Raw genomic sequence first — 24,799 nt, forward strand, 5'->3', positions numbered from 1 at the left:
GAGCCCCCCATGTTTCCGGTTCCGGTCGACAAATGGAAGCCCGCGTCGCGCCGCCTGTACAAGCTTTCGCTGCCCGTGGCGCTCGTCATCTGGCTGCTGCCGCTCATTGCCGTGCTGATTACTTCGGTGCGCTCCACCGAAGAGCTGAGCGAAGGCAACTACTGGGGCTGGCCGAGGCACTTCGCGATGATCGAGAACTATCGCGATGCGCTCACGACTTCGCCCATGCTCCATTACTTCTGGAACAGCGTGCAGATCACGCTGCCCGCGGTGGCCGGGGCGATTGCGCTCGCGGCGCTGGCGGGCTATGCGCTGGCCATTTACCGGTTTCCGGGCAATGCGGCGCTGTTCGCCACTTTCGTTGCGGGCAACTTCGTGCCGATCCAGGTGCTGATGATTCCGGTGCGCGATCTCACGCTCAGGCTCGGGCTCTACAACACCGTTGGCGGCCTGATCCTGTTTCATCTTTCGTTTCAGACCGGGTTTTGCGCGCTTTTCCTGCGCAATTTCATCAAGCAGCTGCCGTTCGAGCTCGTCGAGGCCGCACGCATCGAGGGCGCTAACGAATGGACCGTGTTCGTGCGCATCGTGCTGCCGCTCATCCGCCCGGCGCTCGCTGCCCTCGCCATTCTCGTGTTCACGTTCGTCTGGAACGACTATTTCTGGGCGTTGTGCCTGACCCAGGGCGACGACGCCGCGCCCATCACGGTGGGCGTTGCGGCCCTCAAGGGACAATGGACGACGGCATGGAACCTCGTTTCCGCAGGCTCGGTCCTTGCTGCGCTGCCTTCCGTGATGATGTTCTTCGCGATGCAGAAGCACTTCGTGGCGGGGCTCACGTTCGGCGCGACCAAGGGCTGAACGGTCGATGAAAGGCGGGGCGATTTGACTTCGGCGCGGCACTACGGTCCAATTTCGGGAGACCCGACGCACGCAACACCCGCAAGGAACGCCCCATGCAGCAAATCGAACCGGCCCCGCAGGCGATGCAGCCCGAACCCGCCACGCAGCCCAAACCCGTCACGCAACTGCCTGCCGCGCTCGTGCGCGACTTCGACGGCGAGCACCTCGAAGCGCGTCTTGCCGATGCGGTTCGCCTTTCGACCGTCAGCGAGGACGGCTGGCCGCATGGCGCCCAGCTGAGCGCGGGCGAGATCCTGGCCGTGAGCGCCACCACGCTGCTCATCGCGATCTGGCCGCAATCCGCCACCACAGCCAACCTCATGCGCGACGGCCGCCTTACGCTCTCGCTCGTGCATGACGGCGCGCTGCTGGAGATTCGCGCACGCTCGCAGGCCGTGGCGCAGCGGCAAACGTCACTCGCACTGAGCGTATTTCGCGTGGAAATCGAATCCGTCACCGGGCATCGCGCGAAGTATGCCGAGGTGTTGAGCGGCGTGACGTTCCGTCTCTACGAGCGCGCGCAGGTGCTGGCGCGCTGGCGCGAGCAGATCGCGATGCTGCGTACCTTCGCCTGAGTTTGCACGCAATGCGCGGCGGAACCTTCGCGATGTTGTCATTGTCGATGTGCTAGCGTGTCCGGCTGGGGCGCGCGCTTCGCGCGACCCGGCGCAACGCAAAAGCAAACGCAGACGCTGCCGGAACCACAATGCAGACCACGGTACTTACAGACTGGCAACAGTTCATGGCGCTGACGACGCAGCTCGACGGCTGGGCGTTTCGCGGCCAGCAGAACGCGCAGTGGCACCTCGAAAGCTCGCTCACGCGGTACATGCGCGACTACGTGGGCGACCGGCTGCAATGGCGCCAGCGCGAGGAGCGCGCCATTCGCGTGTTTCGCCGCAAGGCGCACAACTTTCTCGCGCATCCGGACCTGCTCAAGGACGACCTGCGCTGTCTCGCGCTCATGCAGCACCACGGCGCGCCCACGCGGCTGCTCGATTTCACCAAGAGCCCGTTCGTCGCTGCCTTTTTCGCGCTCGAACGCGCAATCGGCGACGCGGCCGTCTACGCGCTGAACACGCCTGCGCTCTGGAACAGCCGCGCGCTGCCCAAGGCCAATCCCACCCTCACGCGCGACGTCATCGACCCGCGCGCGCACGACAACTTCGAACGCTACTTCTTCAGCAACACGAACGAAATTCTCTGGTCGGGAGAGCCGACGGAAATGGACGACCGGCTCGTCGCGCAGTCGGGCACGTTTGTCGTGCCTGGCGTGATCGACAAGCCGTTGCAGGCCATTCTGGAAGGCTACGAGAGCCACGAGGAACTGCTGCACAAGATCGTGCTGCCCGAGCGCATCCGCATGGACGCGATGAAGTGGCTCTACCGCATGAACATCACGAATGCGTCGCTGTTCCCGGGGCTCGACGGGCTCGCGCGATCCATTGCGGTGGAGCTGGAAATCGTCTGGTCGGGCATGGTGGTACCGGTCGCGGGCTCGCCGAACTGAACCGGCCCTTGCCCGCAGCGGCCACACTCACAGCGTTTCGGGCCGCGGGAGATTGAGGCCGGGCGCGAGGCGCGTGGCCTTGAATTCCGTCACTTCGTAGGTGGCGACCTCCTGTTGCGCGAAGGGATCGGCGGCGAGCAGCGCGTCGAGCCGCTCGCGCGGCATGTGCGAAGCGATGATCACGCCGCCGTCGCGCGGCATCTTCGGGCCGGCGGCAATGAAATTGCCGGCTTCGAACTGCGCGTCGAGGTACGCGCGATGCGCGGGCAGGGCGTCGTCGATGCGTTCGAGCGAGGCGGTATAGAACAGCGATACGATGTACATGGGTGTCGAAAGAAAACGGGCGAAGCGTGTATGTTAGCGCGCGGGGCCGCGCGCGCGGCTGAAACGGTCGTATTGGCATCGGCCGTGAAGCTCAACGCCGCGTCGCCGTATTGCATCGGTCCGGTCGGCATGGCGCAGGCCATTGTTGTCGAGCGTTCGACGGATGCGAAGGTCACCGCACCGATCGAGGCGGCCGGCGTGACGGTGGTGCGCGCCTGAGTGCGCGAGTGTGCCCTGACGCTCAAGCGTGAAGCACCAGTTTCTGCACGCGCCAGTTCAGCAGTTCGGCGACGAAGAGCACATTCTTCGCGGGACACGCCATCTCGTGGATCCAGCCGAACTGCTTCAACTGCTTGCCCGATTCGCCCAATACACCGAGCAGTTCGCCATCGAGGCTCAGCTTGTAGATGCGCCCAGGGAAAGCGTCGGAGCTGTACAGCACCTGATCGGGACCCGGCGAGATGCAGATCGCCCAGGGCGATCCCGGTGCGAACGTGCCTGCGGCGATCGTCGCCTCGTCCGGCACATTGCCGATAGCGGGCCGCGCGCCCGGCGGCACCGGAACGTCGATCGTGAACTGCTTCAGGAACTTGCCGTCCGTGTCGAACACCTGAATACGCCGGTTGCTTCGGTCTGCGACATAAATCCGGTCCTGCGCGTCGACCGCAATGCTGTGCGGCGTGTGGAATTGTCCGGGTCCTGTGCCGCGATCGCCCCACGACTTGAGCCAGTTGCCGTCCTTGTCGACCTTCGCCACGCGCGAGTTGATATAACCGTCGCTGATGTACGTGTTGCCGGCGGAGTCCCAGGCGACGTCGGTGACCTGGCGAAAGCGGCCGGGCTCGGCCGGCAATGGCGGGTTCGGATGCTTGAGCGGTCCCGTCTCTTCGTCGGCCGCTTCCTGCTTGCGGCCGAACACCATCGCCACGCGGCCTTCCGGCGTGAACTTGATCACCATGTCAGAGCCCTTGTCCGTCACCCAGATGTTGTCCTGCCGGTCGATCTTCACGGTGTGCGCGAACGACCACGCATAGAGGTTATGGCCGATCTCCCTGACGAACCGTCCATCGGCCGAAAATTCGAGCAATTGCGCGGCGGCGGCGCCATAAGCCGGCCCCGTGCTGTTGCCGCGCGAGAGCACGAAAATGTGCCCGTGCGAATTCACCGCCACGCCGGAGCATTCCCCGAAATACATGTCCACGGGCAGGCGCACCGGGTTGGCAATGGAATCGTAAGCGATGGACGGAGCCGTTTGCGTCTGGCCAAAGGCCGGCGCGGCGGCGAGGGCGGCGGTGGCCGCGAGGAACTGGCGACGCGTGAACGCACCCTGCAAAAGGCCGCCGCAGCATGGGCAGCCAATGGAATGAAGCGGGCTCATCGGACCTTCCTCCTCTTCGTCGAAGACAGCGGCCAGTGCCGTGCATGGCAATCCTTATGGCGCATCGAACGGCCGCCCGTCCTGCGCGTAGCAAGGCGCGTTCCCCGTACTCGATATTCCTTGCCGCGCGCACCCTAAAGAATTTGCGTGCGCAACCGATAGCGCAGTAGTCGAGTGGAAAATGCCCATCCCATAGCCGTTTCGCATACCAAGGTGGCCCATGAGTCCAACGCCAAATTCCCTGCCTCATTCCGCGTTCGATACCAGCGGCTTGCCTCGCGACCAGCAGTTTTCCGCGTGGCGCGAGGCGGTGAGCGTCATCTTCGACACGCAGACCGCCGAATCGCGCGACGCGGGATTTGGAACCAGCGTGAGCGGCTACCTGTTCGGCGACGTGGTGCTGGGCTCGATACGCACGGGTGCGCAGCGATACGACCGCTCGAACGCGAAGATCGGGCGCGACGGGCATGACCAATATGTTCTGCAATTCTATCTGGGCGGCCATTGCCGGGTGCGCGACGGCGGGTCGGACGCCTGTACGCAACCGGGCGACATGTTCATCGTGGACGCAGCCCAGCCGCTCGCGACCGAAACCACACCAAGCGAGTTCCTGAACCTGGCGGTGCCGCGGCGCTTGCTCGCGCCGTTGCTGAGCGCGCCCGACCAGCAGAGCATGCGTGTGATTCGCGGCGCAGATCCCACGGTCGCGCTGCTGCGCGAGCATCTGGGCGCACTCTACCGGCACGCCCCGCAGATGACGCTTGCCAACGTCCAGGCCGTCATGCCTGCCACGCTTCAGCTCGCGGCCAGTGCGCTCAACGCGAGCGTGAGCCCGGAACATATGCCGGCCGTTCAGGAATGCGCATTCGTGTCGATCTGCCGGTATGTGGAGAAGCGCCTGACCGACCCGCAACTGGGCGCGCAAGGGGTCGCGCGTGCATTCGGCATGTCGCGCGCCACGCTGTACCGGCTTTTCGAGCACGAGGGCGGTTTCGCGACCTATGTGCGCGAGCGCCGCCTGCGGCGCTGCCGCGCGTTGCTCGCCGACCCGGCGCGGCGCGGCATGTCGATTGCCGATATTGCCGCCGCGCACGGATTTACCGATGCCGCGAATTTCACGCGCGCCTTTCGCCGCTCGATTGGCCTCTCGCCGCGCGCGGTACGCATGCTGGCGCTCAACGGCGATACCGAACTGGCGAAAGAATCCCGCGCGGACGACTGGCGCTACTGGATGGCCTTGATGCGATGAGCATAAAGCACGCGGATCGTGCAGGCCGCGCGTGAGACAAAACAACAAGTATTTGAGACATAGCGACAGATTTGGCCCCAGGCACTGCCGATTCATTGCCGCGTCATGCGCCACCTGCAAAGATGCATGCGCCTGCGAAATCCAGGCAAACGGGGGAAACATGAAGAAGGTCCACAAAAAGCCGCGTCAAAGCGGCCTGTACTACTACGAAGCGGCGTATACGCTCGAACTCGCGCGCGGCGCGTCGCATATTTCCAGCATGCTTTCGGCGGCGACACAGGAAGGCGCTGTGCACGAAGTGATGCGCGAATTCATCGCGACGCACGGCAGGGCCGCGCTGGCCGCATTTTGCTGGCTGCTGGCCGAGCGGCTGGAAAAGCGTGGCTGCGCTGCGGCTGCCATGCAGGTACGGGACTTCGACGCGTCGCGCCGGATGCGGGAACTGGCCTGCGCAAGCTGAGCCGCAGACGGCCGGGCATACGCATGCGCCCGTATGGGCAGGCGAAAGATTAATCTAAAGATTTCGTAATACGTGACGATAGAGCGATAGAGCAGTTGGCCGCGCCGGCATGCCGGCATGCAGCGCCTTTTTGCGAACGGCCGGGCGTGCAGTCTGGCGAACAACAAGAACGCATCGAGCCATGACCACGCTATCGTCCCTGAATGCCGCCACGACCCTCGCGCTCACGCCCCTCGTGAGCAGCGTCAGTCCCGCCGCTGAGGCCGGCAGCGTCGCGTCCAGTCTCGCGGCGCTCTCGTCCTCGACCGTTGTCACCATCCCTTCGGCAAGCGGCCTTGCCGTGCTCCAAACCTATACGCCAGAAGGCACGCTCACCGGCACCGCGCCGCTGTTGAACTGGGCGGGCGACAACAGCAATATCGTGTCGCTCACGATGATGGGCAACTACGCCGCGCAGACGATGGCTGGCCATTTCGCCGGGCTTGGCAGTGCGTTGCTCGATCGCTTCAAGACCACGGGCGGCGACTATGCGCAGTCGGTCAGCGTTTCGTCGGCAAGCGGCCTTGCGCCAGTGGGGCAAGGATCGAATGGTCCAAACGGCCAGATCGGTCTGACGATTCGAACGAAGAGCGGCGTGACGGTCGAAATCGAGCTGGGCAGCGAAGACGGCGGCCTCTCGGTGAGCATCAAGAGCAACGGTACGCTTGGCGAGAGCGAACGCAGCGCGCTGGCGAAACTCTCGGACGGTTTCCAGCAGGCCATCGACGGCCTGAGCGCCGTGCCGCCCAAACTCGACGTGAGCGGTCTCGCGCTGTTCGACACGTCGGCGCTCGCGTCGGTGAATTTTCACTACAACGTGACGGGCGACCGCAACGGAAATATTTCGGCCAGCTATTCGCAGGACAGTTCGGCGCGCAGCCTGAGCGTAACGAGCGCCGCCGGCGCGATGAACGTCAAGGTCGACACGAGTCATTCCGCACTTTGGGGATCCGGCGCGCAGCGCGCGGCATCGATAGCGAGCTATCTGGCGCAGTTCGACCACGCGAATTCGCGCGGACACGGCAATGCTGCGCTGATGTCGATGTTCGAAGACGGCTTTGCGCAAATGAACGAGGACTATGGCGCGCCTTCGGGCGAGACGTTGCCGGGAGCCGCGTACGCTCCGGCGCTGCAGCAGTCGGATCAGGCCATGCTCACGGGTCTCGCCGACTTCAGTGCGTCGATCACGGACACGAGCACTTCGCCCAATCCGATGCGCCCTGGCGAAGTCGATTCATTCTCCTATCAAGTTGCGCAGAGCACGCAACTCGAAGGCTCGGCGCGCGAGGGCAGGATTTCGCAGATCCAGCAGGCGCATTTGAGTGCGAGCTACCATCAGGCGCTGCAGGGTGGGGGCGCGCCTGTCCTCACGTCGTCGAGAGATTCGCAGAACTACGATTACGTGCGCATCGACGACAGCGCGCAAAGCGCGGTGCGGATAGCGACGGCGCGCGGCGTATTGCTGAATGCCATGCTGATTCAGTCGTCGGTGCAGAATACGCGTGATTCGAAGTACGAACGAGGTGTGCTCGTTTCCGACGTGAACACGCCGAAAGACACCTCACGCTCGACGAACCTGCTTTCGATGCTCGAACCGCTGATCGAGAAAGGCGACGCCGCGCGCAACACCGCCGCATGGCAGCAGGCGCTTGCCGGCATCCACGGCATGATCTTCCTGAACAGCGCGTCAAATTGAGGGTGGCCGGTTCTTGCTGGCAGCGCCTCGATCGATCGCCTGTAGCGCCTGTCCTGCTGCGCTCAGCGCGCGAGCCTGAAAGCCCGCACGGCGTCGTGCAGCGCGTCGGCCTGCTCGCTGAGCGCCATGGCGGCCGCAGCCGCTTCTTCCACGAGCGCCGCGTTCTGCTGCGAGACCTGGTCCATCTGCGAGACCGCGAGATTGACCTGCTCGATGCCGTCGCGCTGCTCTTCGGACGCGTTCGCGATCTCATGCATGATGGTCGTCACGCGGCCGATGGACTCGCCGATCTCGTTCATCGTCACGCCGGCAGAGCGCACATACTCCGAACCCGACGAAACGTGCTCGACCGATTCGGCGATCAGCGTCTTGATCTCCTTGGCGGCCGCCGCCGAGCGCTGTGCGAGCGAGCGCACTTCGCTCGCGACCACGGCGAATCCGCGACCCTGTTCGCCCGCGCGCGCGGCTTCCACCGCCGCATTGAGCGCGAGGATATTGGTCTGGAACGCAATGCCTTCGATGATGCCGGTGATATCGGCGATCTTCTGCGAGCTGCCGTCGATGCGCTCCATCGTCTGCACCGCGTTGCTCACCACTTGCGAGCCGCGATCGGCGACATCCTGCGCGCTGTTGGCGAGCGTCTGCGCGGTGCGCGCGTTTTCGGCGTTCTGCTTGACCGTGGCGGTGAGCTGCTCCATGCTCGCGGCCGTTTCCTGCAGCGAGGCCGCCTGTTCTTCGGTGCGCTGCGACAGGTCGTCGTTGCCGGCGGCAATCTGGCGCGTCGCCGTGGAAATGGACTCGGAGCTGTGGCTGACCTTGCGCACCGTGTGCGAGAGCGCGTCCTGCATGGCCTTCAGGCTCGTCACGAGGCGGCCCATTTCGTCGCTCGAACGGGTTTCGAGGTTGGCGGTCAGGTCGCCGTCCGCAATGCGCTGGAGCGCTTCCTGCACGTTCTCGAGCGGTGCGGCGATCGCGCGGTGGAGTCCCACGGCACACACGCCTGCCACCGCGAGGCCGAGCACGATCAGCGCGATGCTGCCGGCCTGCAGCCACGAATAGCGGTCGTGCGCGCGGTCGAAAGCCTGCTCGCCGTGCGCCTTCTGCCATGCCTCGAGCGCAATCGACGCCTTGGTGAGCGCGACCGAGAGTGGCGGAATGCGCTTCATCGCGATGTCGTCCTGAGCCTGGCGGTCGCCTTGCTTGATCGCGGCCATGAGCGGCTGGATGCCTTGCTCCAGCATGCCGGTGAAGGCGGCCTGAACGCCGTCGGCGAGCGCCTGTTCTTCGGGGCCGTGCGGCAGCGAGCGGTACACCTCCCAGGCGCTGTTAGAGGTGGCGAGATAGTTCTGCGCCTTCTCGAGCAATGGCTGGACATCGGGTGCGTCGGGGTGCAGGAGGATGCGGTCGAGCGTCGTGCGCGCGATGGTCAGATTCAGGTTCGCCTTGCCGATGTTGATGGCGGCGGCCAGCTGGTTCGAGTAGGCGTAGCCGAGCGCGGTATTGGTGCGCGACATGCCTGCAAGGCCGGAAACGCCGGCTGCCACGATCAGCAAGGCCAGCACGCCGACCGCGATGCGCAGACGGACAGAAATAGAGAGTCGTGCAAACACGAAGAGGGCTCCAGAACGCGAGGGGCTACGTAGCAGAAACGGTCGTGCTTCGCGGGTGAGACGGCAAAGCACCGAACATGTTTACGGCGCTGGGCGAGGGAACTGAAGGTCAGCGCTGGAGCCGTTGCGCAATGGTGGTTTTCCCGGGGCGATCGGGATATTTGTACGCGCCTCGGCGCGCCACGGACTTGACGAAGGCTGGCGCGCTTCGCGTTAGCTGCGCCCCGAATGCCTGACGCGCTTGAGCACGAGCACGCAGAGGGCGGGCAGATGCACGACGCCCAGGCCGCATGCGATCACCGCCCACGGCGGCGCGATCGTGCCGGACATCATCGCGCCGATCACGCCGAAGCACAGGCCGGCCAGCAACAGCGTGGCGTGGGCGACGATGCGCTTCGGGCCGTGCTCGGTGAAGCGCGGAATATTCGCGTGGACATACACGACGATGAGCAAGGCGACGGTGGCGACGGCAGGGAACAGCATGTTCGAATCCTCGATTCCAGCAGCGATGACGGTAAAGTCTTCGACTGTAGTGGAGGATTGTCGTTGCGTCGATCGTCAGGGCCTGGAGGGTCGCGGGGAGGGGTTAGCACCACACCACACTGTCGTACGCCACCGTACGGCGGTACACGTTCTTGCCGCGCCAGCTGGAAAACTCCATATACGCGCATTCCAGCACCAGAATCCAGTTCGTGACCCGCATTGCCGCCCCCAAAGGTGTTCCCGGTTGTTCCCTTCGACTGCGAGATCAGTCTATGACCCGGGAGCGGCGGACAATGCGGCGAGCAGGGCGCGATATCGCGTCCAGTTCGCCGCATTGCCGGAACGACGTTCAGTGGCGCGGTGTCACCGGCTCGACGGCGGCCCAGTACGGCTCGGCGCCGTAATACGCGTGCAGCGTGCTGCCCCAGCTCGCGTCGGCCATGGAGGGCCAGCTGTCCCGGTCAAAGCCCGGCGCTTCCTTCACGCGCTCCGACGACACGTTGAGCAGGAAGCACTTGCGGCTCGTGTCGAGCATGAGCGCGCTCCATGGAATGGCGAGCAGCTTGTCGCCAATGCCGAGAAAGCCGCCGCTCGACATGACCACGTAGGCTACGCGGCCGCTCTGCACGTCGAGCATGATTTCCTTGATCTTGCCGACTTCCTGGCCGTCCGAACTCAGCACGCGGTCGCTGTCGAGCGTGCTGGCGGCCATCACGTCGGGGCCTGGCCCCGCGGCGCTCACGCGGCCCTTGCCGACGATGCGTACGCCATTGCCGGTTGGCATGGGCGGAGGAGTGAAGGTGGGCATGATGGTCTCCGGGTATGAAGGGAACAACGTTGAGTCCGGCCAGACTCCCGACGATTCCCGTGTCAGGCGGCAGGCAATGCCGCGGCGGTTCTGGCCGCCTGCGGCAGGTACCGCAAGCGGCGTACCGCATCGCGCCTCCCGATTCAATGCCGAACGTTCGTACGCTTAAATTGCGATTTGCGCGTAGGGAAAATGTCTGGCGCGCAAGCCTTGCGCGGCACGTGTGGTGCGCGCATTCCCGTGCTTCAGTTTTTGCCTGGTCCGGCCGTAAACCCCAATCAAGGCGCGCCGGTACGGGGAGCGCCGCGCAACCGTATCCGCCCCGCCGGGCCCCCCACACGATGATCACTGCTCCGCTTCCTCTGGATGAGGACGTCCGCCTTCGGGCGCTGCGGCAACTCGACATACTCGACACCGATCCCGAAGAGGCGTTCGATCGCATCTCGCGGCTCGCCGCCTTCGCGTTCGACATGCCGATCGTGCTGATCTCGCTCGTGGACGAAGACCGCCAATGGTTCAAGTCACACCGTGGGCTGGCCGCGTGCGAGACGCCGCGCAGCGTGTCGTTCTGTGCTCACGTCGTGCTGGGCAAGCGCACGCTCGTGGTGGAGGACGCGCTCGACGACGAACGCTTTCTCGACAATCCGCTCGTCACGGGCGCGCCGAACATCCGCTTCTACGCGGGCTCGCCGCTGTGCCTCGCCGACGGCCAGGCGGTCGGCACGCTGTGCCTGATCGACGAAAAGCCGCGCACGTTCGACGCCGCCCAGTCCGCAATGCTCGCGGATTTCGCACACCTCGTCGAACGCGAGCTGGAATTGCGCCGGCAGCTGAACCACTCGCGAACGGTGCACGAGCGCGACCGCCGTTCGCTCGCCATCAGCGAGGCGCGCTTTCGGACCGTGTTCCAGCAAACGCCGATCGGTAAGGCCGTGGTCGATCTCGACGGCCGTTTTCTCGACGTGAACCAGAAGTTCTCGCAGATCATCGGCTACGAGGAGAGCGAGCTGCACCGCCGCACGTTCGCATCGGTCACGCACCCGGCCGACATCGCCGCCGATCTCACGCAAGTGGCCGAACTGCTCGCGGGGCGCCAGGCCACGTATGCGATCGAAAAGCGCTATCTGCGGCCCGATGGCCAAACCGTGTGGGTCAGTCTCGCGGTGTCGCTCGTGCGCGACGTGTCGGGCACGCCGCTGCATTTCATCGCGGCGGTGCAGGATATTACGAGCCGCAAGAAGAGCGAAGAGGCATTGCGCAACTATCACGTCGAGCTCGAAGAGCGCGTGCGCGAACGCACGGCGGAGCTGCGGCGCAGCCGCGACGCGCTGCAGACCATCACCGACAACGTGCCGGCGCTGATCGCCGTGGTCGATCGCAATCTTTGCTACCAGTTCACCAACGAGACGTTCAGGCGCGTGTTCGGCGCGGAGCCGGCAGCGCTGCGCGGGCGCCGCCTGAGCGAGACGTTGCGCCCCGAAGTGTTCGAGCAGTTGGAGCCGCTCTTTGCGCGCGCACTGGCGGGCGAGCGCGTGACCTGCGACGCGGTGCGCTATCGCGCCGATGCCGACCGCGTGTGGTCAGCCACCTACATTCCGGCCAGGCGCGAAGGCAAGGTGACGGGCTTCTATGTGATGGCGCACGACGTGACCGAGCAGCGCCGCACCGAGCAACGCCTGCGCGAGGGCGCGCTGATCGACCCGCTCACGGGGCTCGCGAACCGGCGCGCGCTGCAGGAGACGCTGCGCGAACTGCGCGCGAGCGGTGGGCCTTTTGCGCTCTTCTTCATGGACATGGATGGCTTCAAGTCCATCAACGACCGCTACGGCCACGATGTGGGCGACGCTTTGCTCAGGGAGGTCGCGCGCAGGCTCCTCGCCACCGTGCGCACGGGCGACGTGGTGAGCCGCCTCGGCGGCGACGAATTCGTGGTGGCAAGCCGCGGCGTGAGCGACGCGCGCACCGGCGAGGGCATCGCGGCGGCCATGTGCCGTGAGGTGTCGAAGGCGTTCGTCCTCGCGGGCCGCGTGATCGAGACGAGCGCGAGCGTGGGTGTCGTGCTGGCCGGCGTGACAGGCGCGGCCGGCGTGGTGGACGCAACGAGCGCGGTGCTCCCGGCCGCAGCCGGGAACCGGGCGCGGGCCGACGATCCGCTGTGTCTCGCCGATGCGGCCATGTACGAAGCCAAGCGCGCGGGGCGCAATACGTGGCGGTTGGCGCCGGGCGCCGAAGCGATGGCGGCGTCGTGAAGCCGCGCATGCCGTTTTCATGATTCGATTGCCGCCGGCGTCTGGCTGGCGGCAGTGCAGCGCCCCTTCCCACGCACCGCCGCGCGTCTTATCTCGCCTGCGGGCGACACATCTCTCCGGCTTTTGCCGGGTTCTTCCTCCCGATTGCTGCGACGTGGCCGAGGCGCGCAGCCTGGCGCCTCGTTGAGCCCGGTCAAGCCAATTTTCCCCTGCCTTTGCTTGAATAGGGTAAACCCAGGGCGCGATGAAAATTAATTTTCACTAAGATCCGTCCATGTAATTTCATTTACGGCCCTGCCGTCCCAGCTCCCGCCCACGCATGCCAACCCGCCCGTCAACTCCCGACACGCCCGAAGCCGAGATCGTCGCGCGCATCACCGCCGCGATGCCCGTTCTCACGCCGGGCCACCGGCGCATGGCCGAATACGTGCTCGCGAACCTGTTTCACGCCGCGACCATGCGCATCGACGAACTGGCGGCTGCGGTGGGCGCTTCGGTGGCGACGGCCAACCGCTTTGCGCGCGCACTCGGGTTCGACGGCTATCCGCAGTTTCGCGAGGCGCTCGTGCGCGGCTTCGAGGCCACGCTCGCGCCGGTCGAGCGGCTGCGCAGCGCGCAGGAATCGCCGGCCAGCGGCGCCGAATTGTTCGGCGCCTCGCTGGAGCAGGCCGAGTCGAACCTGCGTTTGTCGCGCCAGTCGATCGACAGCGAAGCCGCCGCCGCAGCCGTCGACGCGATCCTCTCGGCGCGCCGCGTCTACGTGATCGGCTCGGGCACGAGCGCGTTTCTCGCCGGGCTCATGGAGAACGCACTGCTGCCGTACCTCGACAACGTGCAGGCGCTCGCCTCGGTCGGCGGCCCCACGCATTCGGCGCGCAGGCTGCTCGGCGCGAACCAGGACGATCTCGTGATCGGCATCGCGTTTCCGCGTTACGTGGACGACACGATCAAGCTCTCGCGTCACGCCGCGAAGCTGGGCGCGCGCGTGCTCGCGCTCACCGACAGCCTCGACTCTCCGCTTGCACGCTTCGCCGATCTCACGCTGTTGATCCGCTCCGAGCGTCGCCTCGCGGCGAACTCGGAAGCTGCGGTGCTGGCCGTCATCGAAGCGCTGTGCGACGCCGTGGCGTTGCGCGCGAAGGATTCCGTCGTTGCCGCGGCGGCCATCACCGAATCGGTGCTGCCGTGGCTCACCTCGGCCTCGGCGCAGGCGCCTGCCGCCCCGTCTTCTCCAACGAAAAAGAAGTCATGAAATCGAACGCAGTCATTGCCATTCACGGCGGCGCCGGCACGATCCTGCGCGCCTCGATGGCGCCCGAAGTCGAAATGCGGTATCTCGATGCGCTGAGCGGCATTCTCACGGCTGGCCAGCGCATCCTGGCCGTTGGCGGCAGCGCGCTCGACGCAGTCGAGGAAGCGGTGCGTCTGCTCGAAGACTGTCCGCTTTTCAACGCGGGCCACGGCGCGGTCTTCACGTCCGCGGGCACGCATGAACTCGACGCCTCGATCATGGACGGCCGCACGCTCGAAGCGGGCGCCGTGTGCTGCGTGAAGCGCGTGCGCAATCCGGTGCTGGCAGCGCGCCGCGTGCTGGAGAAGAGCGAGCACGTGCTCTTCACGGGCGAGGGCGCGGAAGCGTTTGCGGCGGCACAGGGCCTCGAATTCGTAGATCCCGGTTATTTCCACACCGATGCGCGCTACCGCCAGTGGCAGCTTGCACGCGGCGAAGCGCGCGCGATGCTTGATCACGATGGCGCGACGCTCGAAGCGAAGGCGGCCGCGAACGCATCGGCAGACAGCCTGCCGCACGAGCCGATCGACCCGAACCGCAAATTCGGCACGGTGGGCGCGGTGGCGCTCGACGCGCACGGCCATCTCGCGGCGGCGACTTCGACGGGCGGCATCACCAACAAGCAGGTGGGCCGCGTGGGCGACGCGCCGCTGATCGGCGCGGGCTGCTATGCCGAGGACGCCACCTGCGCGGTGTCCACCACGGGGTCGGGCGAAATGTTCATGCGCATGGTCGCGGCCTACGACGTGGCGGCGCAAATGAAATATCGCGGTGTTTCGCTATCCGAAGCAGCTGGGAATGTCGTGATGGAGCAGTTGCCGCGCATCGACGGCCGTGGCGGCCTGATCGCCGTAGATGCACGAGGCAACGTGGTCCTGCCGTTCAACACGGAAGGCATGTATCGCGGCTACGCACGCGTGGGCGAAGTGCCCGTTGCGTCGATCTACGCCTAAGCGGCGCATTGTTTTGCGCATCAAACGAAGGAATCCTCATCGTGCAGACGTCCTGGCACTCCCCTGATACCGCGCCGGCCGGCGAAAAGGCCGAGTTGCCGCCGAATCGCGTGATCGACGTCCGCGATCTCAGCGTGTCGTTCAAGCGCGGCGCGCTCACGTTCGAAGCCGTGCGCAATCTGTCGTTCCACGTCGATCGGGGCGAGACGCTCGCCATCGTCGGCGAATCGGGCTCGGGCAAATCGGTGACCTCGCTTTCGCTGATGCGGCTCGTCGAGCACGGCGGCGGTCGCATTACGGGCGGCAGCATCGACCTGCGCCGCCGCAACGGCAGCGCACTCGATCTCACGCGGGCGAGCGCCTCGACCATGCGCTCGGTGCGCGGCGCAGACATCGCGATGATCTTCCAGGAGCCGATGACCTCGCTGAACCCGGTGTTCACGGTGGGGAACCAGATCAGTGAAGCGATCGCACTGCATCAGCAGACGAACGCCGTTCAGGCGCGCGCCGAAACGTTGCGCCTGCTCGAGCTCGTACGCATTCCCGATGCGCGCCGCGTGATGGACCGCTTTCCGCATCAGCTTTCGGGCGGCATGCGCCAGCGCGTGATGATTGCGATGGCGCTCTCCTGCAAGCCGGCGCTGCTGATCGCCGACGAACCGACCACGGCGCTCGACGTGACGATCCAGGCGCAGATCCTGCAGCTGATTCGCGGCCTGCAGGACGAGATGAATATGGGCGTTGTCTTCATCACGCACGACATGGGCGTGGTGGCCGAAGTGGCGGACCGCATCCTCGTGATGTATCGCGGAGAGAAAGTGGAAGAGGGCGCGTCCGATGCGCTGTTCGCCGCGCCTTCGCATCGCTACACGCAGGCGTTGCTCGCCGCCGTGCCCAAGCTCGGCGCGATGCAGGGCACCGACCTGCCGGAGAAGTTTCCGTTGCTTTCGATGAGCGAAGCGGCGCGCCCGGCCGCCGCGTCGACGCTCCCGGTAAACGTGCCGAAAACGCATGCGGCGCCGGTGCTGCGCGTGCGCGACCTCGTCACGCGCTTCCCCGTGCGCAGCGGTCTGTTCGGCAAGGTCAAGGGCCGCGTGCATGCGGTCGAAAAAGTCAGCTTCGATCTCCACGCCGGCGAGACGCTCGCGCTCGTGGGCGAGTCCGGTTGCGGCAAATCGACCACGGGCCGCTCGCTGCTGCGGCTCGTCGAGAGCCAGAGCGGCACAATCGAATTCGGCGGCCGGAATATCAGCACGCTCACAGGCTCCGCGCTGCAGACGTTGCGCCGCGATATCCAGTTCATTTTCCAGGACCCGTTCGCCTCGCTCAACCCGCGCCTGACCGTAGGCTTCTCGATCATGGAGCCGCTGCTCGTGCACGGCATTGCGAAGGGGGGTGAGGCGCAGGCACGCGTGGAATGGCTGCTCGATCGCGTGGGCTTGCCGAAGTCGGCGGCGGCCCGCTATCCGCACGAATTCTCGGGAGGCCAGCGCCAGCGTATCGCGATCGCCCGTGCGCTGTCGATGAACCCGAAAGTCGTGATCGCCGACGAATCGGTCTCGGCGCTCGACGTTTCCGTGCAGGCGCAAATCGTCAACCTGATGCTCGACCTGCAGCAGGAGCTTGGTGTGGCGTATCTCTTCATCTCGCACGACATGGCCGTGGTGGAACGCGTGAGCCATCGCGTCGCGGTGATGTATCTGGGGCAGATCGTCGAGATCGGTCCGCGCCGCGCCGTGTTCGAGAACCCGCAGCACGCCTATACGAAAAAGCTCATGGGCGCGGTGCCGATCGCCGATCCGGCGCGCCGCCACGCGAAACGCGTGCTCGCCGCCGACGAACTGCCGAGTCCGATTCGCGCGCCCGGCGACGAGCCGCAGGTTCTGCCGCTCGTCGCGGTCGGCCCCGGCCACTTCGTGGCGAAGCATCGGGTGGGCGGCGCTTACTGAGCATGCCGCAGTGCCACGCAAACGTTCGCTTTTTAGCTGGATCATTTCGCCGAATCGTCAAGATTCAATGGTATGGAGACCTGATGATGAAAGAAGTCAAAGCATGGATGAAGGGCGGTGCGCTCGCACTCGCACTGATCGCCGGTGCGACGTCCGCGCAAGCCGCCGAACGGCGCGCGGTGATGGCCGTCGATTCGACGTTCTCGACGCTCGACCCGTACGACGCCAACGACACGCTCTCGCAGGCGGTTTCGAAGTCGTTCTATCAGGGCCTGTTCGGTTTCGACAAGGACCTGAAGCTCACCAACGTGCTGGCCACGAGCTATGAAGTGAGCAGTGACGGCCTCGTCTATACGTTCAAGCTGCGCGAGGGCGTGAAGTTCCAGGACGGCACCGACTTCAACGCGGCGGCCGTGAAGGCGAACTTCGACCGCGTAACGGACCCGGCGAATCACCTGAAGCGCTACAACATGTTCCTCCGCATCGCGAAGACCGAGGTGGTCGATCCGTACACGGTGAAGGTCACGCTGAACGCGCCGTTCTCGGCGTTCGTGAACGTGCTCGCGCACCCGTCGGCCGTGATGATCTCGCCGGCGGCCATGAAGAAGTGGGGCAAGGACATCGGCCTGCATCCGGTGGGCACGGGTCCGTTCGCATTTGTGAAGTGGGACCCCGCCGGCGACCTCGTCGTGCACAAGTTCGACGGCTACTGGAAGAAGGGCTATCCGAAGATCGACGAGATCGACTGGAAGCCGGTGGCCGACAACAACACACGCGCGGCGCTCATGCGCACCGGCGAGGCGGACTTCGCCTTCCGCATTCCGTTCGAGCAGGCGAGCGCGTTCCAGGCGAACCCGAAGGTGGACCTGATCGCCACACCCTCGATCATCCAGCGCTACATCAGCCTGAACACCGCGAAGAAGCCGTTCGACAACCCGCTCGTGCGCCAGGCGCTGAACTACGCGATCAATAAGGACGCGCTGGCCAAGGTGGCATTCGGCGGCTACGCGCTGCCTTCGGACGGCGTGCTGCCGCAAGGCGTGGACTACTCGATCAAGCTCGGCCCCTGGCCGTACGATCCGGCCAAAGCGCGCGAACTGCTCAAGCAGGCCGGTTACCCGAACGGCTTCGAAACCACGTTGTGGTCGGCGTATAACAACTCGACTGCGCAAAAGGCCATTCAGTTCGTGCAGCAGCAACTCGCGCAAGTGGGCGTGAAGGCGAACGTCGAAGCGCTCGAAACGGGCACCGCGGTCGCGCGCGTGGAAAGCGCGCAGGATCCGGCAACGGCGGGCGTGCGCATGTATTACATCGGCTGGTCGTCGTCCACGGGTGAGGCGGACTGGGGCATCTCGCCGTTGCTCGCTTCGGCGTCGTGGCCGCCCAGGCTCATGAACACGGCGTACTACAAGAACCCGGCGGTCGACGAGGACCTCGCGAAGGCGCTCGAAACGACAGATCGCGCGCAAAAGACGGCGCTTTACACCGACGCGCAAAGGCGCATCTGGGCCGATGCCCCGTGGGTGTTCCTCGTGAAGGAGAAGGTCGTGTACGCCCGCAGCAAGCGCCTCGCCGGCGCGTATGTGGCACCGGACGGCTCGTTCAACTTCGACGAGATCTCGATTCGCTAATGCGTTGCGCGCCCGCCGGAACGTTCGAGTCCGGCGCGGCGCGCACGCCCCGATGCAGTCACCCGCTCATGCTGAATTTCATTGTCAAACGCTCGCTGGGTCTGCTGCCGACGCTCCTGATCGTCGCGGTCCTGGTGTTCCTGTTCGTGCATCTGCTGCCGGGTGACCCGGCGCGCCTCGCGGCCGGTCCCGAAGCGGACGACGCCACGGTTGCGCTCGTGCGCGCCGATCTCGGCCTCGACCAGCCGCTGCCGCAGCAGTTTCTCCACTTCTTCGTGCGCATCGCTCACGGCGATTTCGGTGTTTCGATGCGCAGCAAGCGCCCGGTCATCACCGAGATTGGCGAACGTTTCATGCCCACGTTGCTGCTCACGCTCACCAGCATGGTCTGGGCGGTGGTGTTCGGCATGGCGATCGGCATCGTCTCGGCCGTGTGGCGCAATCGCTGGCCCGACCGCATCGGTATGGCGCTGGCGGTGTCGGGCATTTCGTTTCCGGCTTTCGCGCTCGGCATGGCGCTCATGGAACTGTTTTCGGTGCACCTGGGCTGGCTGCCTGTGGTGAGCGACGGTTCGTGGCGCAGCTACGTGCTGCCGTCGGTGACGCTCGGTGCCGCCGTGGCCGCGGTGATGGCGCGCTTCACACGAGCCTCCTTCGTCGAGGTGCTCAACGAGGACTTTGTGCGCACGGCGCGCGCGAAGGGGGTGGCCGAACAATGGGTGGTGATCAGGCATTGCCTGCGCAACGCGATGATTCCCGTCGTCACGATGATGGGCCTGCAGTTCGGCTTCCTGCTGGGCGGCTCGATCGTCGTGGAGGTGGTGTTCAACTGGCCGGGCCTCGGGCGGCTGCTCGTCGATTCGGTTTCGATGCGCGATTACCCCGTGATTCAGGCCGAAGTGCTGTTGTTCTCGCTCGAGTTCATCGTCATCAATCTGATCGTGGACGTGCTGTACGCGGTCATCAATCCGACCATTCGATTCAGGTGAGCCCGCCATGAGCACGACCCTAAACGTTGACGTACGCGCAGAGGACGAAGCGATCCGCACGCCGTGGCGCGAATTCTGGCGCAAGTTCCGCAAGCAGCCTGTCGCGCTCGGCGCAGGCGCTTTCGTGCTGCTGCTGGTGGCGATCGCGGTGTTCGCGCCGCATCTCGTGCCTTACGACCCGGAAAATTACTTCGACTACGACTCGCTCAACGCGGGCCCATCGGCGGCCCACTGGTTCGGCGTGGACGCGCTGGGCCGCGATATTTTCAGCCGCATTCTCGCGGGCACGCGCATTTCGCTCGCGGCGGGCTTTCTTTCGGTGGCGCTGGGCGCGGTGGTCGGCACTTTCTTCGGCTTGCTCGCGGGCTACCATGAAGGATGGTGGGACCGCATCATCATGCGTGTGGCCGACGTGCTGTTCGCATTCCCAGGCATTCTTCTCGCCATCGGCGTGGTGGCGATCCTCGGCAACGGCATGATCAACGTGGTCTGTGCGGTGGCGGTGTTCAGCATTCCGGCGTTCGCGCGGCTCGTGCGCGGCAATACGCTCATGCTCAAGCACCTTACGTACGTCGAGGCCGCGCGCAGCATTGGCGCGTCGGACTGGACGATCATCATGCGGCATATTCTGCCAGGCACCGTGTCGTCGGTGATCGTGTATCTGACCATGCGTATCGGCACGTCGATCATCACGGCGGCGAGCCTGTCGTTCATCGGCCTCGGCGCGCAGCCTCCCACGCCGGAGTGGGGGGCCATGCTCAACGAGGCGCGCGCGGATATGGTGACGGCGCCGCATATCGCGCTGTTCCCGAGCCTCGCCATTTTCCTCACGGTGCTCGCGTTCAATCTGCTGGGCGACGGCTTGCGCGACGCGCTCGACCCGAAGCTGGACCGCGCATGAGCATCGATCGTGGAGAGGCCGCACCGCATGTCGGCACACTGGCGAGCGGCGCGACGGGAACGATTGCGGACGTGGGCGGCGTGCGTGTCGGACACTGCACGCTCGACGCGGGCGATGTGCAAACAGGCGTGACCGTGCTGCTGCCGCATGCAGGCGACCTTTTTCGCGAGAAGGTGCCGGCGGGCGTTTGCGTGATCAACGGATTCGGCAAGAGCATCGGGCTCATACAGCTCGAGGAGTTGGGCGTGCTCGAAACGCCGGTCGCGCTGAGCAACACGTTTGCGGCGGGCACACTCGCCCAGGCGCAGATCCGCGCGGCGCTCGCGGCGAATCCGCAAATCGGGCGCGGACTGCCGACCGTCAATCCACTCGTGTTCGAGTGCAACGACGGCTATCTGAACGACATCCAGGCGCTGGCGGTTCAAGAGGAACACTATCTCGCGGCCTGTACGGCTGCGAGCGCCGACTTCGCTCGTGGCAGTGTAGGCGCGGGTCGCGGTATGTCGAGCTTCGACCTGAAGGGCGGCATTGGCACGGCGTCGCGCGTGGTGCACGCGGCGGGTGAGCCGTACACCGTGGGCGCGCTCGTACTGGCGAACTTTGGCCGCTTGCCTATGCTGACGGTCAGCGGCGTGCCCGTGGGGCGCGAGCTTGCGGCGCGCGCGGCGTCGAACCGCGCGGCGCAGGAGTCCGAGAAGGGCTCGATCATCATGCTGATCGCCACGGACGCGCCGCTCGACGCGCGGCAGCTTCGGCGCGTGTCGATGCGCGCGGCGGCGGGTCTCGCGCGCACGGGGTCCGTTTATGGACACGGCAGCGGCGATATCGCCATGGCGTTCAGCACCGCATACACGTTGGCACACGACGCGCCGACCCACGCGTTGCCGCCCCTCCTCGCCGACTCGCAACTCGACCCGCTCTTTCAGGCAAGCGCCGATTGCGTCGAGCAGGCGATTCTCGACGCCTTGTGGCGTGCAGGCACCGTGCAGGGGCGCGATGGCCACGTGCGTCTCGCGCTGCGCGACGCGGTGCCCGATCTCGCCCATCTGCTTTCAGGCGGAGCACACGCGTGAAGGTCCTCGTTTCGGTCGACATCGAAGGCATCGGCGGCGTCTTCAATGTTCAGCAAACGCGCTCAGGAAACGCCGAGTACGAGCAGGCGCGCCGCTGGATGACGCTCGAAGCAAACGCGGCCGTGACAGGCGCCTTCGCGGGCGGCGCGAGCGAAGTGTGGGTCAACGACTCGCATGGTGGCTTCAACAACCTGCTGCTCGACGAGATTGACGCGCGCGCACGCGTGATACTCGGCAAGCCGCGCACGCTGGGCATGATGGCGGGGCTCGAGCACCGGCCCGCGCTCGTCTTCATGATCGGCTATCACGCCATGGCGCAAAGCCGCGGCATGCTTGCCCACACCATCAACAGCTTTGCGTTCGCGCGCGTGCTTGTGGACGGCGTGGCAATGGGCGAGGCGGGACTCTATGGCGCGCTCGCGCAGGAATACGGCGCACGAGTGGCGCTCCTGAGCGGCGACGATGTGTTCGAAGGCGAAACGCGGCCCGCTTTTCCCGATGCGAAGTTCGTGGTGGTGAAGCGCGCCGGCGGTCACGCGAGCGGCGACCTGCTGACGCCCGCCGCAAGCCGCGAACGGGTACGCGACGCGGCGCGCGAAGCGGTCGGGCAGGTCGCACGCGATGGCGCGTGGTGGGACCGCGCGTGTGCCGCCCCGCGTGTGCGCACGTGCGAACTGCACACGCAGACCCCTGCGCTGGCTGATCTCTTTGCGCAGTGGCCGGATGTCGAGCGCGTGGCCGGCTGCGTGATCCGGTTTGCGGCGCCAACCGCCGAGTCCCTCGTGCGCACGCTCAATAGCTTGTCGGCGATGTCGGCGGTGCTGCGATGATGAGATGGCCGTTGCCCCCTGCATTGTGCAACTAACTGTCAGTCGCACCACACGCCGCGCAACGGATTGGCGGCTTTCCCGCCAATCCGCGAAAAAGCGTGCCGCTCATCCCGTGAGATCTTCCTCCAGGCGATCGAATACCCGCTGCGTCGCGCCGCGTGCGTGCAGTGCGAACAGCAGGAGGGAACGGCCCGTCACCTGGTAGATATCGCCCGCTTCGAATTCGGGCAGTTCGTCGCGCACGGGCATGTTGGTATCGATGAGGCAGCTCCACTGATCGTTGCCCGGCACGGAAGGCAGCGTGAATTCCACCACGTCGTGATAGGCGTTGAGCACGATGAGCATGGTCGCATCCGAGGCGAGGCGCATGATGCCGCTCGTTTGCGAGCGTCCGTCGATCAGCATGCCGAAGCAACGCATGGCCGGATCGTTCCATTGCTCCTGGGCGAGGGGCACGCCGGAGGGCGAGAGCCATTCGACGTCGGTGACGTCGAGCGTGGCGTTGTGCTCGCCGATCAGAAACCGGTTGCGCCGCAGCACCGGCAGCGCATGGCGCAGCGCGGTGAGCTTGCGCACGAAGTCGGCGAGCGCGCGGCCCGTGTCGTCAATGCCCTCCCAGTCTACCCAGCTCACCTCGTTGTCCTGGCAATACGCATTGTTGTTGCCGCGCTGCGTGCGGCCGAACTCGTCGCCCGCGAGCAGCATCGGCGTGCCCTGCGAGAGCAGCAGCGTGGCGAGGAAGTTGCGCTTCTGGCGCTCGCGCCGCGCCCGGATCTCGGGGTCGTCGGTCGGGCCTTCCGCGCCGCAGTTCCACGAGAGATTGTCGCCGTGACCGTCGCGGTTCTCTTCGCCGTTGGCTTCGTTGTGACGCTCGTTGTACGAAACGAGATCGTTCAGCGTGAAGCCGTCGTGCGCGGTGACGAAGTTCACGCTCGACCATGGCCGCCGCCCGCGCCGGTTGAAGCTGTCACCCGAGGCGCACAGGCGCGTGGCGAGCTCGGGTGCCTTGCCCTCGTCGCCTTTCCACCAGGCGCGCGCGGTGTCGCGAAAGCGGTCGTTCCATTCCATCCAGCCGGGCGGGAATCCGCCCACCTGGTAGCCGCCCGGTCCGCAATCCCAGGGCTCGGCAATGAGCTTCACGCTCGCGAGTATCGGGTCCTGGCGGCAGCTGTCGAGAAAGCCGCCGCCTTCGTCGAAGCCGTAGGGCTCGCGTCCGAGGATCGTCGCGAGGTCGAAGCGAAAACCATCGACGCCCATTTCCAGCACCCAGTAGCGCAGGCTGTCCGTGACCATCTGCAGCACGCGCGGGTGAGAGAGATTGAGCGTATTGCCCGTGCCGGTGTCGTTGATGTAATAGCGCTTGTCTTCGGGTAGCCGGTAGTACGAAGCATTGTCGATTCCGCGAAACGAGAGCGTCGGGCCCAGTTCGCTGCCTTCGGCCGTGTGGTTGTAAACCACGTCGAGTATGACTTCGAGACCCGCCTGGTGCAGGCGGTCTACCATGTTCTTGAACTCGTCGATCGAGCCGTGCGCGCCCACCGAGTAGCGCGGGTCCGGCGCGAAGAAGCCGATGGTGTTGTAGCCCCAGTAGTTCGTGAGGCCGCGTTCGAGCAGGTGCGAGTCGTTGAGGAACGTGTGGATCGGCAGTAGCTCCACGGATGTCACGCCAAGTCCGCGGATATATTCGAGCACCGGCGTTTGCGCGAGCCCGGCGAAGGTGCCGCGCTCGTCGGGGGGCACGTCGGGATGGCGGATCGTGAAGCCGCGCACGTGTGTTTCGTAGATGATCGTGCGCTCGCGCGGCACCCGCTCGCGCATCGGGTGGTGCCAGGTAAAGCCCTGATCGACCACGCGGCAGCGCGGCACATAACGCGCGCTGTCTCGCGAGTCGAACGAAAGATCGCCGTCGGGACTGCCGATCGTGTAGCCGAACACGGCGGGATGCCAGCGCAGCGCGCCCACGTGCGCCTTCGCGTAGGGATCGAGCAGCAGCTTGTGCGGATTGAAGCGATGGCCCGCCTGCGGCTCGTACGGTCCATGCACGCGGTACCCATAGATCGCACCCGGCTCGAGGTCGGGCAGATAGACGTGCCAGACCTCGTCGGTGTACTCGGGCAACGCGATGCGCTCGAGTTCGCGCAGGCCGTTCTTGTCGAACAGACACAACTCGACCTTCGTAGCGTTCGCTGAGAAGAGCGCGAAGTTCACGCCGCGGCCGTTCCAGGTGGCGCCGAGCGGGAACGGCTGTCCTTCTACGATGCGGGTAGCGGTTTTCTTCTTCATGGGCTGTGGTCGGTTGGGGACGCGATGGGGCGCGTCTCCAACGGCGTTGCGCGCCAGGGCGGGGGCTTGAATCAAGCAAGGTTTGGGCCTGAAAGGCCCGGCGCAGGGGAAGGACGAGGGGAGAGGGGCCGGATGCGCGGGGCACCGCGGTGGTGCGCGCTGCGGGCGTGTAGCTTTGGCGCAGCGCGTG

Annotated in this window: 21 protein-coding genes and 1 pseudogene; 16 read left to right on the plus strand and 6 right to left on the minus strand. The window is 65.6% G+C overall.

What is annotated here, in order from left to right:
- Positions 1 to 9: 9 nt before the first annotated feature.
- From BHE01S_RS00845 to BHE01S_RS00855, 3 genes are all read left to right on the plus strand, one after another.
- On the plus strand, positions 10 to 861 hold the full coding sequence (locus tag BHE01S_RS00845) for a carbohydrate ABC transporter permease (protein WP_042259507.1): 852 nt from the start codon (positions 10 to 12) through the stop codon (positions 859 to 861).
- A gap of 95 nt (positions 862 to 956) precedes the next feature.
- Positions 957 to 1,478, plus strand: coding sequence for a pyridoxamine 5'-phosphate oxidase family protein (locus BHE01S_RS00850; protein ID WP_218000392.1), 522 nt, complete (start codon positions 957 to 959; stop codon positions 1,476 to 1,478).
- A 131-nt stretch (positions 1,479 to 1,609) separates the two neighbouring features.
- The gene (locus tag BHE01S_RS00855) at positions 1,610 to 2,413 is read left to right on the plus strand and encodes an FRG domain-containing protein (protein ID WP_042259512.1); all 804 of its coding nucleotides are present in this window, start codon (positions 1,610 to 1,612) and stop codon (positions 2,411 to 2,413) included.
- Between the two features lie 27 nt (positions 2,414 to 2,440).
- Here the strand turns inward: BHE01S_RS00855 and BHE01S_RS00860 are convergent, their stop codons facing one another.
- Positions 2,441 to 2,737, minus strand: coding sequence for a YciI family protein (locus BHE01S_RS00860; RefSeq protein WP_042259514.1), 297 nt, complete (start codon positions 2,735 to 2,737; stop codon positions 2,441 to 2,443).
- Between the two features lie 42 nt (positions 2,738 to 2,779).
- Here BHE01S_RS00860 and BHE01S_RS00865 point away from each other — a divergent pair.
- A pseudogene (locus BHE01S_RS00865) lies at positions 2,780 to 2,956 on the plus strand (DeoR family transcriptional regulator); the annotation flags it as partial.
- Between the two features lie 22 nt (positions 2,957 to 2,978).
- On the opposite strand, the gene BHE01S_RS00870 reads toward BHE01S_RS00865, so the two are convergent.
- Positions 2,979 to 4,115 (minus strand): peptidyl-alpha-hydroxyglycine alpha-amidating lyase family protein, encoded by a 1,137-nt coding sequence (locus BHE01S_RS00870; RefSeq protein ID WP_042259907.1) that lies wholly within the window; start codon positions 4,113 to 4,115, stop codon positions 2,979 to 2,981.
- 220 nt (positions 4,116 to 4,335) lie between these two features.
- Between BHE01S_RS00870 and BHE01S_RS00875 the strand changes: the two genes are divergently transcribed.
- From BHE01S_RS00875 to BHE01S_RS00885, 3 genes are all read left to right on the plus strand, one after another.
- A complete protein-coding gene (locus tag BHE01S_RS00875; RefSeq protein WP_042259519.1) occupies positions 4,336 to 5,364 on the plus strand; it encodes a helix-turn-helix domain-containing protein in 1,029 nt (342 codons plus the stop codon).
- 160 nt (positions 5,365 to 5,524) lie between these two features.
- On the plus strand, positions 5,525 to 5,824 hold the full coding sequence (locus tag BHE01S_RS00880) for a hypothetical protein (protein WP_042259521.1): 300 nt from the start codon (positions 5,525 to 5,527) through the stop codon (positions 5,822 to 5,824).
- A 181-nt stretch (positions 5,825 to 6,005) separates the two neighbouring features.
- Positions 6,006 to 7,559, plus strand: coding sequence for a hypothetical protein (locus BHE01S_RS00885; protein ID WP_042259524.1), 1,554 nt, complete (start codon positions 6,006 to 6,008; stop codon positions 7,557 to 7,559).
- A 62-nt stretch (positions 7,560 to 7,621) separates the two neighbouring features.
- Here the strand turns inward: BHE01S_RS00885 and BHE01S_RS00890 are convergent, their stop codons facing one another.
- The 3 genes from BHE01S_RS00890 to BHE01S_RS00900 all read right to left on the minus strand — a co-directional run bounded on the left by BHE01S_RS00890 (position 7,622) and on the right by BHE01S_RS00900 (position 10,460).
- Positions 7,622 to 9,169 (minus strand): methyl-accepting chemotaxis protein, encoded by a 1,548-nt coding sequence (locus BHE01S_RS00890; protein WP_042259526.1) that lies wholly within the window; start codon positions 9,167 to 9,169, stop codon positions 7,622 to 7,624.
- Positions 9,170 to 9,382: 213 nt separating this feature from the next.
- Positions 9,383 to 9,652, minus strand: coding sequence for a hypothetical protein (locus tag BHE01S_RS00895; protein ID WP_042259528.1), 270 nt, complete (start codon positions 9,650 to 9,652; stop codon positions 9,383 to 9,385).
- 349 nt (positions 9,653 to 10,001) lie between these two features.
- Positions 10,002 to 10,460: a PRC-barrel domain-containing protein gene (locus BHE01S_RS00900; RefSeq protein ID WP_243412988.1), complete on the minus strand. Its 459-nt coding sequence runs from the start codon at positions 10,458 to 10,460 to the stop codon at positions 10,002 to 10,004.
- 341 nt (positions 10,461 to 10,801) lie between these two features.
- On the opposite strand from BHE01S_RS00900, the gene BHE01S_RS00905 reads away from it, so the two are divergent.
- The 9 genes from BHE01S_RS00905 (at position 10,802) to BHE01S_RS00945 (ending at position 22,326) form a co-directional block, all read left to right on the plus strand.
- Positions 10,802 to 12,709, plus strand: coding sequence for a PAS domain S-box protein (locus BHE01S_RS00905; RefSeq protein WP_042259533.1), 1,908 nt, complete (start codon positions 10,802 to 10,804; stop codon positions 12,707 to 12,709).
- Positions 12,710 to 13,028: 319 nt separating this feature from the next.
- A complete protein-coding gene (locus tag BHE01S_RS00910) occupies positions 13,029 to 13,961 on the plus strand; it encodes a MurR/RpiR family transcriptional regulator (protein WP_042259535.1) in 933 nt (310 codons plus the stop codon).
- Entirely contained in the window at positions 13,958 to 14,953 is a 996-nt protein-coding gene (locus tag BHE01S_RS00915; protein WP_042259536.1) for an isoaspartyl peptidase/L-asparaginase family protein, read from the plus strand. The genes BHE01S_RS00910 and BHE01S_RS00915 overlap by 4 nt, the downstream gene beginning before the upstream one ends.
- Before the next feature lie 41 nt (positions 14,954 to 14,994).
- The gene (locus BHE01S_RS00920; protein WP_042259909.1) at positions 14,995 to 16,902 is read left to right on the plus strand and encodes a dipeptide ABC transporter ATP-binding protein; all 1,908 of its coding nucleotides are present in this window, start codon (positions 14,995 to 14,997) and stop codon (positions 16,900 to 16,902) included.
- A 107-nt stretch (positions 16,903 to 17,009) separates the two neighbouring features.
- Complete coding sequence (gene gsiB, locus BHE01S_RS00925) at positions 17,010 to 18,533, plus strand: glutathione ABC transporter substrate-binding protein GsiB (RefSeq protein ID WP_042259912.1); 1,524 nt, start codon at positions 17,010 to 17,012, stop codon at positions 18,531 to 18,533.
- Positions 18,534 to 18,601: 68 nt separating this feature from the next.
- Complete coding sequence (gene gsiC / locus BHE01S_RS00930) at positions 18,602 to 19,522, plus strand: glutathione ABC transporter permease GsiC (RefSeq protein ID WP_042259916.1); 921 nt, start codon at positions 18,602 to 18,604, stop codon at positions 19,520 to 19,522.
- Positions 19,523 to 19,529: 7 nt separating this feature from the next.
- On the plus strand, positions 19,530 to 20,423 hold the full coding sequence (gene gsiD / locus BHE01S_RS00935; protein ID WP_042259537.1) for a glutathione ABC transporter permease GsiD: 894 nt from the start codon (positions 19,530 to 19,532) through the stop codon (positions 20,421 to 20,423).
- Entirely contained in the window at positions 20,420 to 21,496 is a 1,077-nt protein-coding gene (locus BHE01S_RS00940) for a DmpA family aminopeptidase (protein WP_042259538.1), read from the plus strand. The genes gsiD and BHE01S_RS00940 overlap by 4 nt, the downstream gene beginning before the upstream one ends.
- Positions 21,493 to 22,326: a M55 family metallopeptidase gene (locus BHE01S_RS00945; protein WP_042259539.1), complete on the plus strand. Its 834-nt coding sequence runs from the start codon at positions 21,493 to 21,495 to the stop codon at positions 22,324 to 22,326. Before BHE01S_RS00940 ends, BHE01S_RS00945 begins: the two co-directional genes overlap by 4 nt.
- Before the next feature lie 105 nt (positions 22,327 to 22,431).
- Here the strand turns inward: BHE01S_RS00945 and glgX are convergent, their stop codons facing one another.
- The gene (glgX, locus tag BHE01S_RS00950) at positions 22,432 to 24,609 is read right to left on the minus strand and encodes a glycogen debranching protein GlgX (RefSeq protein WP_042259540.1); all 2,178 of its coding nucleotides are present in this window, start codon (positions 24,607 to 24,609) and stop codon (positions 22,432 to 22,434) included.
- Positions 24,610 to 24,799: the final 190 nt, after the last annotated feature.

It is taken from the genome of Paraburkholderia heleia NBRC 101817 (assembly GCF_000739775.1).
Classification (GTDB): domain Bacteria; phylum Pseudomonadota; class Gammaproteobacteria; order Burkholderiales; family Burkholderiaceae; genus Paraburkholderia; species Paraburkholderia heleia.

Bases quoted from the DNA above. Each gene is read 5' to 3' on its own strand.
- BHE01S_RS00845 (WP_042259507.1), top strand. From the start codon at position 10: ATGTTTCCGGTTCCGGTCGACAAATGGAAGCCCGCGTCGCGCCGCCTG.
- BHE01S_RS00850 (WP_218000392.1), top strand. From the start codon at position 957: ATGCAGCAAATCGAACCGGCCCCGCAGGCGATGCAGCCCGAACCCGCC.
- BHE01S_RS00855 (WP_042259512.1), top strand. From the start codon at position 1,610: ATGCAGACCACGGTACTTACAGACTGGCAACAGTTCATGGCGCTGACG.
- BHE01S_RS00860 (WP_042259514.1), bottom strand. From the start codon at position 2,737: ATGTACATCGTATCGCTGTTCTATACCGCCTCGCTCGAACGCATCGAC.
- BHE01S_RS00870 (WP_042259907.1), bottom strand. From the start codon at position 4,115: ATGAGCCCGCTTCATTCCATTGGCTGCCCATGCTGCGGCGGCCTTTTG.
- BHE01S_RS00875 (WP_042259519.1), top strand. From the start codon at position 4,336: ATGAGTCCAACGCCAAATTCCCTGCCTCATTCCGCGTTCGATACCAGC.
- BHE01S_RS00880 (WP_042259521.1), top strand. From the start codon at position 5,525: ATGAAGAAGGTCCACAAAAAGCCGCGTCAAAGCGGCCTGTACTACTAC.
- BHE01S_RS00885 (WP_042259524.1), top strand. From the start codon at position 6,006: ATGACCACGCTATCGTCCCTGAATGCCGCCACGACCCTCGCGCTCACG.
- BHE01S_RS00895 (WP_042259528.1), bottom strand. From the start codon at position 9,652: ATGCTGTTCCCTGCCGTCGCCACCGTCGCCTTGCTCATCGTCGTGTAT.
- BHE01S_RS00900 (WP_243412988.1), bottom strand. From the start codon at position 10,460: ATGCCCACCTTCACTCCTCCGCCCATGCCAACCGGCAATGGCGTACGC.
- BHE01S_RS00905 (WP_042259533.1), top strand. From the start codon at position 10,802: ATGATCACTGCTCCGCTTCCTCTGGATGAGGACGTCCGCCTTCGGGCG.
- BHE01S_RS00910 (WP_042259535.1), top strand. From the start codon at position 13,029: ATGCCAACCCGCCCGTCAACTCCCGACACGCCCGAAGCCGAGATCGTC.
- BHE01S_RS00915 (WP_042259536.1), top strand. From the start codon at position 13,958: ATGAAATCGAACGCAGTCATTGCCATTCACGGCGGCGCCGGCACGATC.
- gsiB (WP_042259912.1), top strand. From the start codon at position 17,010: ATGAAGGGCGGTGCGCTCGCACTCGCACTGATCGCCGGTGCGACGTCC.
- gsiC (WP_042259916.1), top strand. From the start codon at position 18,602: ATGCTGAATTTCATTGTCAAACGCTCGCTGGGTCTGCTGCCGACGCTC.
- gsiD (WP_042259537.1), top strand. From the start codon at position 19,530: ATGAGCACGACCCTAAACGTTGACGTACGCGCAGAGGACGAAGCGATC.
- BHE01S_RS00940 (WP_042259538.1), top strand. From the start codon at position 20,420: ATGAGCATCGATCGTGGAGAGGCCGCACCGCATGTCGGCACACTGGCG.
- glgX (WP_042259540.1), bottom strand. From the start codon at position 24,609: ATGAAGAAGAAAACCGCTACCCGCATCGTAGAAGGACAGCCGTTCCCG.